Origin of the sequence: Oryzomonas japonica (assembly GCF_008802365.1) — a bacterium.
GTDB lineage: Bacteria > Desulfobacterota > Desulfuromonadia > Geobacterales > Pseudopelobacteraceae > Oryzomonas > Oryzomonas japonica.
Window position 1 is genome coordinate 108279 of the sequence record NZ_VZQZ01000005.1, and the last position, 19537, is coordinate 127815.

General features: G+C 64.0%; 17 protein-coding genes. 8 read left to right on the plus strand and 9 right to left on the minus strand.

Going from position 1 to position 19537, the window contains the following annotated elements; genetic code table 11:
* The first annotated feature begins 37 nt into the window (after positions 1-37).
* From asd to F6V25_RS09650, 7 genes are all read left to right on the plus strand, one after another.
* Complete coding sequence (gene asd / locus F6V25_RS09620) at positions 38-1138, plus strand: aspartate-semialdehyde dehydrogenase (protein ID WP_151128378.1); 1101 nt, start codon at positions 38-40, stop codon at positions 1136-1138.
* 321 nt (positions 1139-1459) lie between these two features.
* The gene (locus tag F6V25_RS09625) at positions 1460-3832 is read left to right on the plus strand and encodes a peptidase U32 family protein (RefSeq protein WP_151128379.1); all 2373 of its coding nucleotides are present in this window, start codon (positions 1460-1462) and stop codon (positions 3830-3832) included.
* Between the two features lie 5 nt (positions 3833-3837).
* Positions 3838-4365: a thermonuclease family protein gene (locus tag F6V25_RS09630; RefSeq protein WP_151128380.1), complete on the plus strand. Its 528-nt coding sequence runs from the start codon at positions 3838-3840 to the stop codon at positions 4363-4365.
* A gap of 57 nt (positions 4366-4422) precedes the next feature.
* On the plus strand, positions 4423-5331 hold the full coding sequence (locus F6V25_RS09635; protein WP_151128381.1) for a respiratory chain complex I subunit 1 family protein: 909 nt from the start codon (positions 4423-4425) through the stop codon (positions 5329-5331).
* A gap of 4 nt (positions 5332-5335) precedes the next feature.
* A complete protein-coding gene (locus F6V25_RS09640; protein WP_151128382.1) occupies positions 5336-5980 on the plus strand; it encodes a hydrogenase in 645 nt (214 codons plus the stop codon).
* Positions 5981-5985: 5 nt separating this feature from the next.
* The gene (locus F6V25_RS09645; protein WP_151128483.1) at positions 5986-7419 is read left to right on the plus strand and encodes a proton-conducting transporter transmembrane domain-containing protein; all 1434 of its coding nucleotides are present in this window, start codon (positions 5986-5988) and stop codon (positions 7417-7419) included.
* An 11-nt stretch (positions 7420-7430) separates the two neighbouring features.
* The gene (locus F6V25_RS09650) at positions 7431-8936 is read left to right on the plus strand and encodes a hydrogenase large subunit (protein ID WP_151128484.1); all 1506 of its coding nucleotides are present in this window, start codon (positions 7431-7433) and stop codon (positions 8934-8936) included.
* A gap of 140 nt (positions 8937-9076) precedes the next feature.
* Here the strand turns inward: F6V25_RS09650 and F6V25_RS09655 are convergent, their stop codons facing one another.
* The 7 genes from F6V25_RS09655 to htpX form a co-directional block, all read right to left on the minus strand.
* Positions 9077-10525, minus strand: coding sequence for a transglutaminase-like domain-containing protein (locus F6V25_RS09655; RefSeq protein WP_151128383.1), 1449 nt, complete (start codon positions 10523-10525; stop codon positions 9077-9079).
* A 235-nt stretch (positions 10526-10760) separates the two neighbouring features.
* The gene (locus F6V25_RS09660; protein ID WP_151128384.1) at positions 10761-10973 is read right to left on the minus strand and encodes a hypothetical protein; all 213 of its coding nucleotides are present in this window, start codon (positions 10971-10973) and stop codon (positions 10761-10763) included.
* A gap of 104 nt (positions 10974-11077) precedes the next feature.
* Complete coding sequence (locus tag F6V25_RS09665) at positions 11078-12004, minus strand: diguanylate cyclase (RefSeq protein WP_149307200.1); 927 nt, start codon at positions 12002-12004, stop codon at positions 11078-11080.
* A gap of 10 nt (positions 12005-12014) precedes the next feature.
* Positions 12015-12623 (minus strand): NUDIX hydrolase, encoded by a 609-nt coding sequence (locus F6V25_RS09670; protein WP_246167014.1) that lies wholly within the window; start codon positions 12621-12623, stop codon positions 12015-12017.
* Positions 12624-12828: 205 nt separating this feature from the next.
* Positions 12829-13494, minus strand: a complete 666-nt coding sequence (gene rpe / locus F6V25_RS09675; protein WP_151128385.1) for a ribulose-phosphate 3-epimerase — start codon at positions 13492-13494, stop codon at positions 12829-12831.
* 209 nt (positions 13495-13703) lie between these two features.
* Positions 13704-15062 carry a 16S rRNA (cytosine(967)-C(5))-methyltransferase RsmB gene (gene rsmB, locus F6V25_RS09680; protein ID WP_338045592.1) on the minus strand — a complete coding sequence of 453 codons (1359 nt, stop codon included), beginning with the start codon at positions 15060-15062 and terminating at the stop codon, positions 13704-13706.
* Positions 15059-15913, minus strand: a complete 855-nt coding sequence (gene htpX, locus F6V25_RS09685) for a zinc metalloprotease HtpX (protein WP_151128386.1) — start codon at positions 15911-15913, stop codon at positions 15059-15061. The genes rsmB and htpX overlap by 4 nt, the downstream gene beginning before the upstream one ends.
* 182 nt (positions 15914-16095) lie before the next feature.
* On the opposite strand from htpX, the gene ndk reads away from it, so the two are divergent.
* Complete coding sequence (ndk, locus tag F6V25_RS09690) at positions 16096-16509, plus strand: nucleoside-diphosphate kinase (RefSeq protein WP_149307196.1); 414 nt, start codon at positions 16096-16098, stop codon at positions 16507-16509.
* A gap of 110 nt (positions 16510-16619) precedes the next feature.
* Here ndk and miaA read toward each other — a convergent pair whose 3' ends face one another.
* A complete protein-coding gene (gene miaA, locus F6V25_RS09695; RefSeq protein ID WP_151128387.1) occupies positions 16620-17546 on the minus strand; it encodes a tRNA (adenosine(37)-N6)-dimethylallyltransferase MiaA in 927 nt (308 codons plus the stop codon).
* 133 nt (positions 17547-17679) lie between these two features.
* A complete protein-coding gene (uvrC, locus tag F6V25_RS09700; protein WP_151128388.1) occupies positions 17680-19530 on the minus strand; it encodes an excinuclease ABC subunit UvrC in 1851 nt (616 codons plus the stop codon).
* Positions 19531-19537: the final 7 nt, after the last annotated feature.

Genomic DNA, 19537 nt, shown 5'->3' on the forward strand with positions numbered 1-19537 from the left:
TGTAACTAATCACATCTTCGGAAAAAAGGAACAGACTATGAAAGTCGGAATCGTCGGTTGGCGCGGTATGGTCGGTTCGGTCCTCATGCAGCGGATGCAGGAGGAAGGTGATTTCGCTACCGGTATCGAACCGGTGTTCTTCTCCACATCCCAGGCCGGGCAGCCGGCCCCCATGAACGCCGGCACCCTCAAGAGCGCCGACGATATGGCCGAGTTGAAAAAGCTCGATGTCATCCTCACCTGTCAGGGGGGCGACTACACCAAGGCGGTTCACCCGGAGTTGCGCAGGCAGGGGTGGAACGGCTACTGGATCGACGCGGCCAGCACCCTGCGCATGGAGCCGGAGGCGGTCATCGTCCTCGACCCGGTCAACCGCAACGTCATCGATAGCGCCCTGGCCAAGGGACAGAAGGACTTCATCGGCGGCAACTGCACCGTCAGCCTGATGCTGATGGGGCTGGGGGGGCTGTTCCGGGCCGGGCTGGTGGAATGGCTCACCTCCATGACCTACCAGGCGGCTTCCGGCGCCGGGGCTCCCAACATGCGCGAACTGCTGGCCCAGAAGGGGGCCCTGCACGACTCGGTCGCGCACCTGCTCAAGGACCCCTCGTCGGCCATTCTGGAGATCGACCGGAAGGTGACCGCCACCCTGCGCAGCGATGCCCTGCCCAAGAAGGAGTTCGGCTACCCCCTGGCCGGGAGTGTGCTCCCCTGGATCGACAAGGAGGTGGAGGACGGCCAGAGCCGCGAGGAGTGGAAAGGATTTGCCGAAACCAACAAGATCCTGGGCACGGCCGCGCCGATCCCGGTGGACGGCATCTGCGTGCGGGTCGGCGCCATGCGCTGCCACAGCCAGGCGTTGACCATCAAGCTGAATAAGGACGTGCCGCTGGCCGACATCGAGCAGTTGATCGCCAACGACAATCAGTGGGCCAAACTGGTGCCCAACACCAAGGCAGATACCTTGGCCCAGCTCACCCCGGCTGCGGTCTCCGGCACCCTGACGGTTCCGGTCGGTCGCGTGCGCAAGATGCGGATGGGACCCCACTACCTGCAGGCCTTCACCTGCGGCGATCAGCTTCTGTGGGGTGCTGCGGAGCCGCTGCGGCGCATGTTGCGGATCCTCGTTGAGAAGTAATGAATGAGAACGTGCCTTGTGCGCAAGCCTTGAGCAAGTCTTCGGGCAGCCTTGACCTTGCACAAAAATCACGTTTTTCAGGTAACGTCGGAGCGCCCCTTCATGGGGCGTTTTCTGTTTAACCTAAAGACGGTAGTTATTCACCACAAAGGCACAAAGAGCACAAAGGATTCACAAAGTTAGCGGCGAAAAGGTACCCACACAAAAGGAGAGTCCAGCCAATTATGAAATTGTCGTATAACTGGCTGGAATCATTATTTGTGTAACTTTGTGTACTTTGTGTCTTTGTGGTAAACTATTCTCTTAGGTCTAAGGAACCAAATGTCTATTTCACCACAAAAACCCGAACTCCTGGCCCCGGCCGGGTCCCTGGAATCCTTCTTTGCCGCCATGGAAAAGGGGGCCGACGCGGTCTATGCCGGCATGCGCGATTTCTCCGCCCGGGCCCGGGCCAAGAACTTCACCCTGGGGCAGATGGAACGGATGCTGGCCTATGCCCACGGCCACGGCCGACGGATCTATATCACCCTCAACACCCTGGTGAACGAGAAGGAACTGCCCCAGTTGGTGGATACCCTGGCCGCCCTGGCGGGGATGCGGGTGGACGGGGTGATCCTTCAGGATCTGGCCGTGGCCCGGCTGATCCGTCGCCACTTTCCCACCATACCGCTTCACGCCTCGACCCAGCTGACCATTCACAACACGGCCGGCGTCAAGATGCTGGAGAATCTGGGGTTCCAGCGGGCGGTACTGGCCCGCGAACTGGCTCTGGACGAGGTGGCGGCCATTGCCGCGGCCACGCCGGTGGAGATCGAGACCTTCATCCACGGCGCCCTCTGCTTCTCCGTCTCGGGACAGTGCTTCTTCTCCTCCTACCTGGGGGGGCACAGCGGCAACCGGGGGCGCTGCGCCCAGCCCTGCCGCCGCCTGTATAACCATCGCGGCAAAGAGGGGCATTACTTTTCCACCAGCGACCTGTCGGCCATCGACATGCTGCCGGAACTGGCCCGGGCCGGGGTGAAATCCCTCAAGATCGAGGGGCGCATGAAATCGGCCGAGTACGTGGCCAGCGTGGTGGAGGCCTACCGCCTGGTGCTGGATGCGCCGGAACGGTCCCGCAAGGAGGCGCTGGGCGCCGCCAAGGAGATCCTGAAATACTCCTTCGGCCGCACCCCGACCAAGGGCTTTCTGGCCTCCCAGCAGCCGGACGATATCGCCAACCCGTGGCAGAAGGGGGGGACCGGGCGTTTCGTCGGCCAGATCAAGTCTGTCAAGGGCAACCGCCTGACCTTCGAGAGCCGGGACGCCCTGTACGTGGGGGATCGGCTGCGGGCCCAGCCCAAGAGCGATATGGCCGGCCAGGCCTGGACCGTGCGCGAACTGTTCGTGGGGCGCAAGAAGGTGATGGAGGCGAAGGCGGGGAGCGTGGTGGAGGTGGAAACACCTTTCCGCTTCACGGCCGGGGATGCGGTCTACAAGGTATCCTCCCGCGAGGCCTTCACCCTGAGCGAAAACGCCTGTCTGCGGCGGCTGGAGTCGGTGCAGCGGGACAAGGTGCCGTGCCGGTTGCGGGTCACCCTGAACGACGGCGTCATGCACCTGGAGGCCGAGGTCGGCGGCATGCAGTACCCGTTCCAATTTCCCCTCGGCCCGTTGGAGCCGGCCCGTAGCGGCGACATGCAGGCGGTGCTCCAGGGGCAGTTTGCCAGGACCGGCGAGACCCCTTTCCTGCTGGAATCCCTGGAGGCCCCCGGCTTTCCGGCGGTGCTGATACCGTCGGCCACCTTCAAGGAGCTACGGCGGCAGTTCTACCGGCAGTTGGACGAGGCGCTTTCCACGGGGTTCCGTGAGCGGATCGCCGCGGCCCGGGCCGCGGCCCTGCGTGATGTGGCGGCGTTTCGCGCCGGCTCTCCCCATGCCGCTCCCAAGGAAACCCTGGCGGTGGTCATGGACCAGCCCAAGGAGTGGCGTTTCCCGCTGCAAAACGGCGCCGATGTCACGATCCTGCCGCTCTCCCGGGCGGCCATCCACCAGCTCCCCGGGGTTATCCCCCGCATGCGCGGCTTTGAGGAGCGCATGATCTGGCAACTCCCCTTCATGATCTTCGACCGGGACATACCCCTGTACCGCGATACCCTGCGCCAGTTGCACCAGGCGGGATTCCGGCGCTTCGAGGCGGCGAACCTCTCCCACTTCCATCTGTTCAAGGGGCTGGCGGACCTGCACATCTCCACCTGGCACCGCTGTTTTTCCCTCAACAGCCAGGCCCTGGCCGCCTGGCAGGAGTTGGGGGCCGAGATCTGCACCCTCTATATCGAGGACGACGCCGCCAATCTGGCGGAGCTTCTGGCTGCAGGGATCGACGTGGAGCGGCGGGTGATCGCCTATGCGCCGCTGCCGGTCATGACCACCAAGATCCGCATCAAGGACGTGCACAGCAACATTCCGCTTCACTCGGACCGGGGAGAGGCGTATAGTGTCACCAGCCGGGACGGCCTCCAAACCATCTCCGCCGCCACACCCTATTCCCTGACCGCCCGTCACGGCGAGCTGCGCCGGGCGGGGTGCGGCTCCTATGTGATCGACCTGCGCCAGGCGCCCCGGGAGAGCTGGAACGAGATCCTGGCGGCCTTCAAGGCGGGGCGCGAGATTCCCGGCACGACGGAGTTCAACTACGCTGCGGAACTGGTGTGATTTCGATGAAAACGTTTTTCACCGTTCTTGCGCTGCTCCTGTCGGTCGGTGCCGATGCCCATGCGGGCCGCATCATCGACGGGATGGTGCGGGCGGTCTACGATGGCGATACGGTGTTGCTGGCCACGCGGGAGGATAGCCGGCTCAAGGTGCGCCTGTACGGCATCGACGCCCCTGAAACCACCAAGCCGGACAGCCCCGGGCAACCCTTCGGGGAGATCTCCCGGCGGACCCTGATGTACAAGATCATGGGCCGCCAGGTTTCCGTGGAGGTCATGGATATCGACCAGTACCACCGCACGGTGGCGGTCATCCGCTATGCCGACCGTGACATCAACCGGGACATGGTGGCTGAAGGTATGGCCTGGGCCTACCGCCAGTATCTGCAAGGGCCGTACGCCTCGGAGTATATCGGCGTGGAGGAGTTGGCCCGCGCCCGGCACAAAGGGCTCTGGCGGGACGCCAACCCGCAACCGCCCTGGGAGTTCCGTCATGCCCAGGAGGGGGGCGGCAGGCGCCGCGGCCGCCGTTAGTACCCTGAAGACCGGCCGCACAGGGCACCAGCATCGCAACGGGAGGAACACATTCGGGTGATTGATCTCCTGATCCATCTCGTACTGATCATCCTCATCCCCCCCCTGCTGCCGGGGGTGATCAACCGCACCAAGGCCGCCTTTGCGGGTCGCACCGGTGCGCCGCTGCTCCAACCCTATTACGACCTCTACCGACTGCTGCGCAAGGGCACGGTCTTCAGCCGCACCACCACCTGGGTGTTCCGGGCCGGCCCGATAGTGACCCTGGCCGCAACCCTGGCCGCCGCCCTGTTTATCCCCCTTGGCAACCATGCCCCCCCCCTCTCGTTCAACGGCGACATGATCCTGTTCGTGTACCTGCTGGCCCTGGGGCGTTTCTTCACCACGGTCGCAGCCCTGGACACCGGTTCCAGCTTCGAGGGGATGGGCGCCGCCCGCGAGGTGACCTTCTCCTGCCTGGCCGAGCCGGTGGTGCTGATCACCCTCCTCGTGCTGTCGCGCCTGTCCGGCTCGCTTTCCCTGGCCGGCATCCTGACCCATAGCTCCACCACGCTCTGGCTGGCCTCCGGCGCCTCACTGATCCTCTTGGTGGCGGGCCTGTTCATGGTCCTCCTGGCCGAGAACTGCCGCATCCCCTTCGACGACCCCACCACCCACCTGGAACTGACCATGATCCACGAGGTGCTGGTGCTGGACCACAGCGGCCCCGCCTTCGGTATGATCACCTATGGCGCGGCGCTCAAGCTCTCAATCCTTTCCGCCCTTTTTCTTCACGTGGCCCTGCCGTTGCGGAATGCCGATCCGTACCTGGACTGGCTCGTCTTCGTGATCTCCATGATCCTTCTGGCGGTTGCCATCGGCGTGGTGGAATCCTGCATGGCCCGCCTCCGCATGACCCGCGTCCCCCAGATGCTCCTGGCGGCCTGCGTCATGGCGGCTTTTGCCATGATCCTGGTAGTAAGGTGAGGTTATGAGTTCCTTTGCCGACCAATTGCTGGTGCTGGTGCTGCTGATCAACATCCTCATCCTGGGAACCCACCGGGCCCGCGTCGCCATCCGCGCCATTGCCCTCCAGGGGGTCGTCCTGGGGATGATGCCGCTCCTGATCCACCCGGTGCAGGGGCATATCCTGTTGATCACCCTGTTTGTGGTGCTGGCAAAGGGGGTCTGCATCCCCTGGCTGCTCTTCGGCGCCCTCAGCAAGATCGAATTCAGCGAGGACCTGCCGCCGTTTCTCGGTTATGCCGGCAATGTCATCGCCGGCGCCGTGGCCACCGTGATGGCGTTCGCCTTCGCCGCACGGCTCCCATTGGCCCCCCACCACCAGGAGCTGTTGACCGTACCGGCAGCGTTGGCCACCATTCTGGCCGGGTTCATCGCCCTTGCCAGCCGCCGCAAGGCCATCAACCAGGTCATCGGCTACCTGATGCTGGAGAACGGCATCTTCATCTTCGGCCTGCTCCTGACGGAAGCCATGCCGCTGATGGTGGAGGCGGGGGCGCTCCTGGACCTGATCGCCGGCATCTTCGTCATGGGGATCATCATCAACCAGATCGGCCGTGAATTCTCATCCATCGACACCAGCCGCATGACCGCCCTGCGGGAGGAAGAGTAATGGTGCTGTTTACCCTCCTGGTCCTCATCCCGGTGGCGGGAGCCCTGATCGCCTGGCTGATCCCCTCCAACGTGAAGCGCCCTTGGGTGATGCCGGTGACGGCCTGCCTGCACCTGGCCCTCGTCGTGGCCATCGTCGTCGCCCCGCCGCTCCAATCCCGCAACGAATGGATCGATCTGGATGCCATAGGCAAGCTGTTCCTGCTTGAGGTGTCGGCCCTGTTCGCGGCCTGCGCCTTCTATTCGGTCAGTTACCTGCACTACCGCCGGGAACGGAACAACCGGGTGCTCTGCATGGGGATGCAGGTCTGCCTCGCCGCCATGTCCCTGGCGGCGGGGGTCCACCACATGGGGCTTTTGTGGCTGGCCATCGAGACCACCACCCTCTCCATGGCCCCTCTGGTCTACTTCAACCGCAACGCCCGCTCCATCGAGGCGACCTGGAAGTACATGCTGATCTGCTCGGTCGGCATCGCCCTGGCGCTTCTGGGCATCTTTTTCCTGGCCTATTCCACGGTGGTGGCCGGACTCCCGCCGTCGCTCCTGCTGGAACCGCTCCAGGGGTATGCGCCCCGCCTGCCGGCCGGATGGCTCCATGCGGCTTTTGTCTTCCTGCTGGTGGGGTACGGGACCAAGATGGGGCTGGCGCCGCTGCACACCTGGAAACCGGATGCCTACGGCGAGGCGCCGGGGCTGGTGGGGGCCATGCTGGCCGGAGGCCTGGCCAACTGCGGTTTTATCGGGCTGATCCGCATCTACCAGATCTGCATGGCCTCGGGCAATGCACCGTTCTGCCGCGCCGCCCTCCTGGGGATCGGGCTCCTGTCGCTCTTCACGGCGGCCGCCTTTCTGGTGCACCAGACCGACTTCAAGCGCATGCTGGCCTATTCCAGCGTCGAACACATGGGGCTGTTCGCCGTGGCGTTGGGCCTGGGGGGCAAAGCGCTCTACGGCGCCATGCTGCACCTGATCGGCAACGGCCTGGCCAAGGGGGTCCTCTTTCTGGCGGCCGGCAATATCCACCGGGCCTTTGCCTCCAAGAGCCGGGACAGCGCCCGCGGAGCCCTCAGACGCGCCCCGTGGAGCGGCGCCCTGTTCCTGGCCGGCTTTCTCGCCATGACCGGTTCGCCCCCCTTTCTTATCTTCTCCAGCGAATACTCCTTCTTTGTCGCCGCATTCACGCAAGGGCACCCGCTGGTGGGGGGCCTGCTGGCGGTGCTGCTGATGGTGGCCTTCCTGGGGATGGCCATGACCGTGCTGCCGGTGGTCTTCGGCGAACCTCCCAAGAACCGGGAGCGGACCAAATACCATGATACGGCCCTGCTGGTAGGCCCGCCCCTGGCGCTGCTGACGATCCTGGGCGTGGTGGGGGTCTGGCTGCCCCAGCCGCTGTACCGGCTGGTGAACGCCGCCGCGGCGCTCCTGGAGGTGGCACGGTGAGCAACGACAGCATGCTGAATACCCTGGCAAACGGTGAGAGCATTCCGGTGAGGGATGTGCCGGAGACGGCGCTGGAGGTCTTTCTCCAGGGGATCGTGGACTTGACCGGCATGGGATGGCGCATCGCCTCCTACTTCGGCGTACCTGAACGGGAGGGGGTTGACCTGTGGTGCATCCTGGCGGGGAGCCTGGGGCGCCTGGGGGTGTTCCGCTCGTGGGTGGAGGGACGCCTGCCCAGCATTACCCCGGTCTGCCCCGAAGCGCATCTGTTCGAACGGGAAATCGCCGAACAGTGCGGCATCCCGGTGGACGACCACCCCTGGTTCAAGCCGGTGCGTTACCAGCGGTCGCTCGACCGGGCCCGGGATGCCTGGGGGCGGGGAAATGACGAGCCGATCCTGCCCGGCGTGGGGGACTTCTACCGCGTCGGCGGGGAGGAGGTCCACGAGGTTGCCGTGGGGCCGGTGCATGCCGGCATCATCGAACCGGGGCATTTCCGTTTCCAGTGCCACGGCGAGACGGTATTCCACCTGGAGATCGCCCTGGGATATCAGCATCGGGGCATCGAACGGGCGTTGATCAACGGCCCCCAGGCCACTTCCATGGCCCAGATGGAGACCATTGCCGGCGACACCACCGTCGGCAATGCCACGGCCTATGCCATGATCCGGGAAGGATTGGCCGGTATGACGCCGTCCCCCCAGGCCGAGACCATCCGGGCCGTTGCCCTGGAACTGGAGCGGCTTGCCAACCATTGCGGCGACATGGGGGCGCTGGCCGGGGATGTGGGCTTTCTGCCGACCATGTCCTTCTGCGGCAGGATCAGGGGGGATTTTCTCAACATGACCGCCCTGTTGTGCGGCAGTCGCTTCGGGCGGGGGCTGGTGCGGCCGGGCGGTACGTACTTCGGTTGCGAGCCGGGCCAGGCGGCCGAGCTGGCGCGACGACTGGAGGAGGCGAGACGGGACTACGGCGGGGCGGTGGAGCTGCTGTGGGACTCACCCTCGGTCATGGCGCGGTTTGAAAAGACCGGCCGGGTCGGCAGCGACGACGCCCTGGCCCTCGGGCTGGTCGGCCCGGCGGCACGGGCCTGCGGCATCGTGCGGGACGTGCGCCACGACCACCCATTCGGCCTCTACCGGTCGTTTCATCCGCCCGTGTGCGTAGAACCGGGGGGGGATGTCCTGGCCCGGGCCCTGGTGCGCTGGAAGGAGTCCCAGGTCTCGATGGAGTTCAGCCTTGACCGGCTCGGTTCGCTGCCGGGGGGTGACAGCATGTCGGCCTGCGGAAAGATGGGGAAGGGGCGTCTGGCCGTGGCGCTGGTCGAGGGATGGCGTGGCGAGGTTTGTCACGTGGCCATCACCGATGGAGCGGGAAAATTCCTGCGCTACAAGGTCACGGACCCCTCGTTCCACAACTGGAGCGGCTTGGCCATGGCGCTGCGTGGCGGGCAGATATCCGATTTCCCCGTCTGCAACAAGAGCTTCAATCTCTCCTACTGCGGGTTTGACCTCTAGCAGGTTGTTGAAAAACAGCCACCTCGCCGCCATCCTCGAAAGCCGCCTTGTGCGGCGTAGCGCTGCTACGCCTCCGCGGGGCTTTCTACGGGTGCGACGATCTGACTATTTTTGAACAACCTGGGTTTATCAACAACCTCTTAATACTTGGCTTCCAGCACCTTGATATGAATCCTGCCGATGATGGTGATGATGGGCGCCATATCCTCCGGCAGGTGACCTTCCAAGAGCTTCAGGTGGGTCGGGTCGGCCGGCACCTGATCATAGGTCGGATCGATGGCCACCCAGCGTCCGTTCAGCAGGCTTTCGGCCCAACTGTGGTAGAGGAAGCCCTTGCCGTCCAGGTAGATCAGCCCCGACACGAAACGGGTCGGGATGCCGGCCGCCCGGGCCAGGGCCGTGTAGAGGCGGGCATGGGTCTGGCAGTTGCCGTTGCGGGATTTGAAGCTGGCAAGTGCGCCCCCCCCGTCTTCCACCGTGTCATGCAGCCAGTCGGAGGTCCATGAGGCCAGGGTCCTGGCGATCTCCAGCGGTTCCTTCTTGCCGGTTGCAAGCTCCTTGGCCTTGGCCGCGATCTCCGGCGCATCGGATTCGATCTTCTCGGCCGGTTTCAGGTAGCTCTCCTGTGGAGTCGCCGGTTTGCCCTGGGCCGCCGTTTCCGGAACGGCCCGCCCGGTTTTGATGACGATCCTGCCCTCGCCGCTCTTCTCAACCGTCTGGCCGCCATCCTGCCGGAGCGGCAGATTGTCGTTCCAGCCGCTGATTTCCACACTGAGGCCGGTCAGCTTCTTGGAATCCTTGACGGGCGGTTCGGCACGCACCAGGCTGAAATCATAGATCAGATCCTTCTTGGCCAGGGCCAGCCCTCCCACAAACGAGCCGAGCTGCTTGGGCTCCTCGGCCCTGGTGATCACCAGGCCGTCCCGCACCGATTCCAAAAGGGTGTTCCCCTGGTCGTCCACCCAGACGTCGTTGTTGACGAAGGGGTACAGGTTGTTGCGCAACTTGAGGGCCGGTTGGGAGTCGGGCGTCTTCTCCTGCCCCAGGACGCTGATCTTGACCTCCTTAACCTTGACCTCCTCGGGGTCAAAGGTCAGAGTGGTGAAGGATTTGCCGGGAGAGGGGTCGCGCATCAGGGGATAGAGATTGAGCACCGGTCCGGGATAGACCTCGCCTTTGTATTTGAGCAGTTTTTCCGTTTTCTTGCCATTGGCCACGCTGGTGATGCGCATGATGTTGCTCGCAACCTTGCCGGAGATGCGCGAGGCGCTGCCGTTGACGGCCTGCTCGACCTCGAAGGAGCGCAGGGCGAGGCCTTTGCCCACCAGATAGGTCTCGCGCATCGACGATTCCTTGGAAAAGCCCATGACCTTCATGCGTACACTGCCGTCACCCTCGATCCGGTAGCCATCGGGGGCCTCGGAGATCACTTGACGATAGAAACCGACCCGTTCGTTGTCCACGTAGATCCCGAACCAGCGTTCCGAAAGCGGCGGTTTGTCCAGTTTCTTGAACTGGTCGGCCGCGGCAGGGAATACGGCGGCCAGGGTGAAGGCCAGGGCAATGAGTACACGGAGGGCTATTTTCATGAATGCTCCTTTTTTCGAGAAGGGGTGGGGCAGATGGTGCTGTTGGGGCTGCCGATGCTGCGCCACGGGTGATGGCTGCATGCGGTAGACACCTTCGCCGCAGGGAATGCAGGAAAGACGGAAGAAGTTGGCATTCGGTTACAGCAGATCGGCGGGTTGTTCAAAAAAAGTGGATACGTTTTTCTGCATTCCGGCTTTGTGCCCCGTGGCTGGCGTATGTCCGGCCGCCCGGATGCTATTCGGTAAAAAAAGGCGTTTTCTCCGCTTCCGGATGTGGCTCGGCACTCTTCAGCCGGCACTGATTCGTCGCGGTGTCGTTATCACTGCTCTTTTCGGTCCCGGCCTGGCGCACCAACGACGATGCATAGGCCAGCAGGTCGTCCCTGCCCGTGGCGGTCAATCTGCGGTATTCGGCAATCAGCCGTTGTTCGTCGATGGTCAGATCCATGTCCCGCTCTCCTTCTTGATCGTGTAGGGTTTGCTGCCCGGGTGGCCGCAGTGGTGGCGTGCCCCGCCGGTGACCTGAGCACACTGGGCACGAATAAAGCCTGTTCAGAGGGTGTTGGTGAGGTACTCCACCCGGTTTCTGCCGTTGGCCTTGGCCCGGTAGAGGGCGTCGTCGGCCATCTTGATGAAGTTGTCGACCGTTGCGCCTTCGGGGGTCGGCAGCGTGGCGATCCCCATGCTGACGGTGATCGCCAGGGAAGAGAGCGCCCCGTTGAACTTGGTCCCCTGGACCGCCTGGCGAACCCGCTCGGCAACGAACAGGGCCTCCTTGAGCATGGCGTCCGGCAGGAGGGCGACGAACTCCTCGCCGCCGTAGCGGGCGGCGATGTCGTAGCTGCGGAGTTCTTTCTGGAGTTGAAGCGCCACCTTGTTTAGTACGATATCGCCCTGCAGGTGGCCGTAGGTGTCGTTGACCTTTTTGAAGTGGTCGATGTCGAGGATGATCAGGGAGAGATTGCCACCCTTGCGGAGGCTGCGCTGGAACTCCTTCTCAAGGGCCTCCATCAGGTAGCGCCGGTTGAAGAGACCGGTCAGGTGGTCGGTGTTGGACAGTTCCAGCAGGAGCTCGTTGGTCCGTTTGAGGTCGTCCTGCAGGTGTTTGATCTTGAGATGGACCTTGACCCGCGCCACCAGCTCCTCGGGGTCGAAGGGCTTGGTGATGTAGTCGCTGGCCCCCTGTTCGAGCCCCTTGAGCTTCAATTCCCGATCGTTCATCCCGGTCAGGATGATGACCGGCACATCCTGCAGGTCGGGGCGCGCCTTGATCATATTCAGGAATTTGAAACCGTCGATGCGGGGCATCTCCAGGTCGCAGAGAATGACATCCACTGGGGACGAGAGCAGCTTTTTGAAGCCCTCCAAGCCATCGTCCGCCTCGTGGTAGCGGGAGAACAGCTCATACGACTCCAGCGTGTGGATGATCCGTTCGCGAACGGTATCAGAATCGTCTATGATCAAAACGCTGTTGGACATGCGGGTATATTTACTCCAATTTACCATCAAACACAATTTCTAAAAACTGGGCCAGAATGGCCGCGGTCAAGCCCCAGATGTCGTCCCCGCGAAAGTCGTAGTGGCGCAGCATGAGGGACTCCCCCTGCCACTGGCGCGGCTCCATGCGCAGGACCGTAGGGTCGAGGAAATGGGCGACCGGCGCTTCGATGAGGCGGTCGATCTCGTCCGGATTGACGGCGTAGGGGTAGTCTCCCGGGATGACCCCCACGAGAGGGGTAACCAAATAGTGGTGGATGGAGTAGAAATCGTCCAATGCCCCCAAGATCTCCACGTGGGAGGGATGGATGCCGACCTCCTCCCAGGTCTCGCGCAGGGCGCCCTGCTCTGGCTCCTCCTCCGGGTTGAGGGCGCCGCCGGGAAAGGAGATCTCCCCGCCGTGGTGCAACAGATGACCGGTCCGTTTGGTGAAGAGCAGGTGGTAATCGTTGTTGCGCAGGAAGAGCGGCAGCAGCACCGCGGCGGGTACCGGCCCCGCCTCCATGGTCCTGCGGCTGCGAGCCGCCAGGGCTGCGCGGACGCGCTCCGGCAGATCCGTAATATTCGGCTTTGAAATCAAGTTTTTATGGCCAATTGACATTAGCAGTCTGTTGAAATCCCAGGTTGTTCAAAAATAGTCAGATCGTCGCACCCGCAGAAGACCCTGCGGAGGCGTAGCAGCGCTACGCCGCACAATTTCACTCGTGGAATTGGACCGCGAAGGCGCCCGAAGGGTGAGGCCAAAGGCCTCAGTCACAAAAGGGACTTCGAGGATGGCGGCGAGATGGCTGTTTTTCAACAACCTCTTAGAGCATCGTCTCCCTGGCCAGGCGCTTCATCTCGGCGATGGTGGCGGCGTAGTCCGGGCTGCCGAACACGGCGCTGCCGGCCACGAAGACATCCGCGCCGGCATGGGCGATGCGGGCGATATTGGAGGTCTTGACGCCGCCGTCCACCTCCAGCTCCGCCTCGCCGCCGCGCCGGTCGAGCATGGCGCGCAGAGCCTGAATCTTGGGCAGGCACGCCTCGATGAAGCTTTGGCCGCCGAAGCCGGGGTTAACGGTCATCAACAACACCAGGTCCAGGTCGCCAAGTACGTACTCCAGGGCGTTGAGGGGCGTAGCCGGGTTGAGGGATACGCCGGCCCTCTTGCCCAGGGACCGGATCAACTGCACGGTGCGGTGCAGGTGGTGGACCGCCTCGGCGTGCACCACGATGATGTCGGCACCGGCGGCGGCAAAGTCCGGGATGTAGCGGTCGGGGTTTTCGATCATCAGGTGCACGTCCAGCGGCAGGCTGGTCACCCGGCGGGCCGCCTCCACGATCAACGGGCCGATGGTGATGTTGGGGACAAAGTGGCCGTCCATGACGTCGATATGGATGTAATCGGCGCCGGCGGCCTCCAGGGCGCGGATTTCATCACCGAGACGGGAAAAGTCGGCCGAGAGGATCGAAGGGGCGATTTTTTTCATGGGAAAACTCCAGATTCGTTTTTGCCACAGAACCACGAGAAATCAAAAAAGTCAAAATCCGCCACAGAGACACAGAGACACGGAGGTACACGGAGGTACACGGAGAACGGCTGAAAAGCAGAAAGGCCATCTTCATCCGGAATTGCCGTTTTGTGTTTGTCTTTCTCCTGGGTTTCCTCTGTGTCTCCGTGTCTCTGTGGCAGGTGTGCTTACAGTCTTCTCAGCCGTGCCGCGAAGAAACCGTCCATGTTGTGGCGGTGGGGCCAGGCGCGGAACAGCCCTTCGGCCGTGAACAGCTCCCGGTGGTCCGGGAAAAGTCCGTTCAGGTCTTCTAGCACATAATCGGGGTGGCGCGAAAGGAAATCCTGCACCACCTGTTCGTTCTCCTCCCGGGAGGTGGAACAGGTGGAATAGACGAGAATACCGCCGTTTTTCACCATGGTCGCGGCATTGGCGCACATGGCCTTCTGGGCGGCGGCCAGGCGCTGAATATCGTCCGGCGTGAGCCGCCACTTTGCCTCGGGATTGCGGCGGATGACCCCCAGGCCGGAACAGGGGGCGTCCAGGAGAACCCGGTCGAAGCCCCCGGTGGGAAAGGTCTCGGGGCGGTGCAGGTCAACGGTGGCGACGGCGAGGCAGTCGATGCCGAGCCGCTGGGCCGCCTCCCGGATCACCGGAAGCTTGGTGCGGGAGATGTCCGTGGCCAGCAGTTCCCCGCGGTTTGCCAGCAACTGCGCCAGGTGGGTCGCCTTGCCGCCCGGCGCGGCGCAGCAGTCCAGCACCCGTTCCCCCGGCTGCGGGGCCAGGAAGAGGGCGACCATCTGGGATGCCTCGTCCTGCACGCAGAACAGGCCCTCCCGGTAGCCGGGCAGGGTGGGGATCTGGTGCCGCCCCTCCACCTGGATGCCGTGGGGGGAGTGGGCGCAGGGAATCGCGGACACGCCGTTCTCGGTGAAAAGGCGCAGCAACTCGTCCCGTGTCGTCCGCAGGGTGTTGGCGCGCAGGGTCAGGGGCGGTTGCCGGGACGATGCCTCGGCCAGGGCCTCTGCTTCGGGGAAATCGAGCTGGCCGAGCCACTGGGCTACGAGCCATTCCGGCTGGGAGTGGCGGGCGGCGATGGAGGCGGCCGGGTTGGCGGCGGGATCGGGAAAGGTGAGGCCGTCCTTGCGGCGCAGATAGTTGCGCAGCACGGCGTTGATCAGGCCGCCGGCGCGGGGCACCGTCTCCTTGGCCAGGTTGACCGACTCGTTGACGGCGGCGGATTCGGGAATCCGGTCCAGACAGGTCAGTTGGTACAGCCCCAGGCGCAGGATCGTCAGGGCCTGGGGCTGGAGCGTATCAAGCGGTTTGTCCACGAGTTGCGCCAGGATGTGGTCGAGGCTGCCCCGGCGGCGGAGCACGCCGAAGACCAGTTCCGGGAACAGTCCCCGGTCCGGGCCGGTCAGGTGCCCCTTCTCCAGTTCGTGGTCGATGAGCCGGTCGGCGAATCCGCCCTCCTTGGCAATGCGGAGCAGTACCTGGCAGGCGGCTTGGCGGGGGTTGGCGGTGCTGGGGGCCAGGGCGCTCAATAGCTGTGCGTCCGCGACATGTCCTGCAGGCGCGCCACCCGCTCAGGGATGGGGGGATGGGTGGAGAAGAGGGTCGTCAGGCCGCCGCCGGTCAGGGGGTTGACGATGAACATGTGGGCCGTGGCCGTATTGGCCTCCATGGGGATGCGCTGGTTGGCCATCTCCAGTTTTTGCAAGGCGTTGGCCAGGGAGAGCGGATTGCCGGAGATGCTGGCCCCGCCGGCGTCGGCGCCGAATTCCCGCGACCGGGAGATGGCCATCTGCACCAGCATGGCGGCGATGGGGGCCAGGATGGCCATGAGGATCATGCCGAAGACGCCGCCCCCCTCGTCGTCGTCGCGCCGGCCGCCGCCGAAGATGGCGGCCCATTGGGCCATGTGGGCCAGGTAGGTGATCGCCCCGGCAAAGGTGGCGGCAATGGTGGAGATGAGGATATCCCTGTTTTTGACGTGGGCCAGCTCATGGGCCATGACGCCGGCCAGTTCATCGTCCCCCAGGATGCGCATGATGCCGGTGGTTGCCGCCACGGCGGCGTGCTCCGGGTTGCGGCCGGTGGCAAAGGCGTTGGGGGTTTCGGAATCGATCAGGTACACCTTGGGCATGGGCAGGTTGGCCCGCTGGGCCAGGCGGCGCACGATCCCGTAAAAGCGCGGGTCACCCGCCTCCTCGATCTGGCGGGCGCCGTACATGGAAAGGACCACCTTGTCCGAGAACCAGTAGGAAAAGAAGTTCATGCCGGCGGCTAGCAGAAAGGCCATAGTCATGCCCCCCCTGCCACCAATGGCGGCCCCGATGGTCACCAGGAGGACGGTCAGGAGTCCCATGAGCAGTGTTGTCTTCAGCATATTCATCAGAGTACCTCGCAACGTTCAAAATAAGCAGAACAAATCTGTCCCCATCATCATAAACATTGCCGCCGAAAAGCGCAAGGGGAGGGCGGGCGTTGAGGGCCTAACCGGCTAAATAAACTTGACAAGTGGGCCGTGGCGATGCTATTTAACTCGATCACATTTTGAGACTATTGGAGGAAACAATGGAACGTACATTCGCCATCATCAAGCCGGACGCCGTCGAGCGCAAGCTGGCCGGAAAGATTCTGGACAGGATCGAGGCCAACGGCTTCGCCATTCGCGGCATGAAGAAGATCAAGATGACCAGGGAGCAGGCCGAAGGTTTCTACTACGTGCACAAGGAACGCCCCTTCTTCAACGACCTGTGCGCCTTCATGTCCCGCAGCCCGGTGATCGTGCTCTGCCTGGAGAAGGACAACGCCATCGCCGATTGGCGCACCCTGATGGGCGCCACCAACCCGGCCAACGCCGAGGCGGGCACCATCCGCAAGGATTTCGCCATCAACATCGAGGAAAACTCGGCCCACGGTTCCGATGCCCCCGAAACGGCCGCCTTCGAGATCCCCTACTTTTTCAACGCATTCGAGCTGGTGTAATACCTTTTTTCTGAGATCGACCGGAAAAGGCCCTTCGTTTGGAGGGCCTTTTTTTGTGAATCGTGAATGGTGAATAAAAACACAGGCCTTCACTATTCACCATTCACCATTCACCATTCACGCCTCTCCCCGACGATCCGCCGCGCCTCGGCCAGCGGGTCGCCCGCCCCGTCCACCCAGTGGATGACCACCCCGTTCTTCTCCATCCTGCGGAACCAGGTTTCCTGGCGCTTGGCAAAGTCGTGGATGGCGCTGTTCAGTTTCTGGAACAGGTCGTTCCGCGTCAGTTCTCCCCGCAGAAAGGCGCCCACGAAGCGGTATTCCAACCCGTAGTAGCTGAGCCGCTCCCAGGCGATCCCCTGGTTGTGGAGTCCTTGCACCTCCTCGATCATGCCGTTGTCCAGCCTCTGCCTCAGGCGTTCCGTAATCCTTCGCCGCAATTCGGCCCGCTCCCAGCGGATGCCGATCACCAGGGGGCGGACAGGGGGAAACGGCTCCGTTTCGGTCGGCCGGTTCTGCTCGTGGCGGGCGATCTCGATGGCGCGGATGGTGCGCTGCCGGTCCGCCAGGTCGGTGCTGTTGTGCTGCTCCGGCCGCAGTTCCCGCAGCATGGCCGCCAGTTCGGCATCGCTTCTGGCGCCCAGCTCCGTTCGCAGGGCCGGGTCCTCGGGCACCTCCACCAACCGGTAGCCGCGCAGGGCCGCGTCCAGGTACATGCCGGTGCCGCCGCACAACAGCGGCAGGCGGCCGCGGGCCGTGATCGACTCGAACGCCTCGATAAAGAGGCGCTGGAAGGCGAAGACGCTGAACTCCTCACCGGCGTCCAGGATGTCGACCAGGTGGCAGGGGATCGCGCCGTACTCGTGCAGGTCCTTGCCGGAGCCGATATCCATGCCGCGGAATACCTGGCGCGAATCGGCCGAGATGATCTCGCCGTTCATTTCCCCCGCCAGGGCCACGGCCAGGCGGGTCTTGCCAGAGGCGGTGGGGCCGAGGATGGTGAGGAGGTTGAAGGGAGGTTGTTGAAAAACAGCCATCAGGCCTTCATCCTCGAACGCTCTTTCGTGCGGCGTAGCGCTGCTACGCCTCCTCGGGGCATTCTGCGGGTGCGACGATCCGGCTATTTTTGAACAACATGGGCTTTTCGAAAGGTTGCCGGGAAAAGGGGCGTCAGTCATTGGGTGGGTCCTCCCCGTGCAGCCCCGCGAAAACCGTTGCGGCGACGGCGGGATTCATCCCTGCCACCCCGGCGATCTCCGCGACGCTCGCCTCCTTGAGCCGCTGCATGCTGCCGAAGTGCTTGAGCAGGGCGGTGCGCCGCTTGGCGCCGATGCCGGGAATCTGCTCGACGCCCGAGGCGAGCCCCTCCTTGCCGCGCAGGGTACGGTGGTAGCCGATGGCAAAGCGATGGGCCTCGTCGCGGATGGCCGCCAGGAGCAGCAGCGGGGCCGAGTTCTGGCGCAGCACCACCGGGTTTTTGCGTCCCGGCAGGAAGACCCGCTCGTCGCTCTTGCTGATGGTGGCCGATTCCGCGTCTCGGGCGGTGCGGCTCTTGGCCAGGGATACCAGGTCGAAGCGCCCGGTCAGCCCCAGGCCGGCGACGATCTCCTGGGCCGCGTTCAACTGGCCGATGCCGCCGTCCACCACGACCAGGTCCGGGAGCCCCGCCTCCGCCACCTTCTCCTCGCGGAACCGGCGGGAAAAGACCTCGGCCAGCATGGCGAAATCGTCCTGCCCCTGCACGTCGCGGATGCGGTAGCGGCGGTAATGGGCCTTGTCCGGCCTGGCGTCGGTGAAGGCGACGCCGCTCCCCACGGAGTGGCGTCCTTGGATGGTGGATATGTCGTAACACTCGATCCGGTGGGGGAGGCGCGCCAGGTGCAGGCGTTGCCGCAACTCCTCCAGCACCGCCTCGGCCGACGCGGCGGCCTCGTCCCGTTCGCGCAGGGCGGCCGCGGCATTCTTGCCGGCCAGTTCCACCAACTCCCGTTTGAGGCCCCGCTGGGGATAGGCGATGGCGACCTTTTTCCCCTTGGTCTCACCCAACAGTTCGGCCAGCGTCCCGGCCTCCTCGATCGCCAGCGGCAGCAGAATCTCTTCGGGGATGAACGTTTCGCCGCCATAGAACTGGTGCAGGAACGAGGATAGCCCCTCGGCATCGTCCAACTCCCAGGTCAGGTTGAAGAGGCGGCTGCCGCTCAGCAGCCCGCCCCGGATGAACAGGAGCGCCACCTCCAGCCGGGTCCCGTCGCGGAAATACCCCACCACGTCGCTGTCCCCGCCCCCCCGTACGACCACCTTCTGCTTTTCCACGGTGACCTCGATGGAGCGCAACAGGTTGCGCCAGCGGGCTGCCTCCTCGTAACGCAGCGCCTCGGCCGCCTCGACCATGCGCCGCTTGAATTCCGCCACCAGTTGTTTGCCCTTCCCCTCCAGGAACAAGGCGGCCCCCTCCACGAGGGCGGCATAGTCGGCCACGGAGATCAGGCCGTGGCAGGGGGCACTGCACTGGCCGATCTGATGATAGAGGCAGGGGCGCTTGCGGGCCATGCAGGTCTTGAGCGGGTAATGGCGTAGCGGAAACATGCGGGTGATCTGGCGCAGCACCTCCCGCGCCGACGAGGCCGATGCATAGGGGCCGAAATAGCGGGCGCCGTCGCGGGGCACCTTGCGCACGATACTGAAGCGGGGGAATTCCTCCCGCGGGTCGAGGCGCAGGGAGAAGTAGGTCTTGTCGTCCTTCAGGTCCAGGTTGTAGCGGGGGTGGTGCTGCTTGATGAGGGTGTTCTCCAGGAGCAGCGCCTCTTTCTCGGTGTCGGTGAGCATCACCTCGATGTCGGCTACCTTGGCCACCAGAAACCTGACGTGGTAGCGACCGTCGCCGGTTGCGCCGAAATAGGTGCGCACACGCTGGCGCAGGTTGCGGGCCTTGCCGATATAGATGATCACACCCTTCCCGTCGCGCATCAGGTACACGCCGGGCGAGGTGGGCAGCTGCCGTATTTTGTCCTCAAGGCTCATGCCGCAA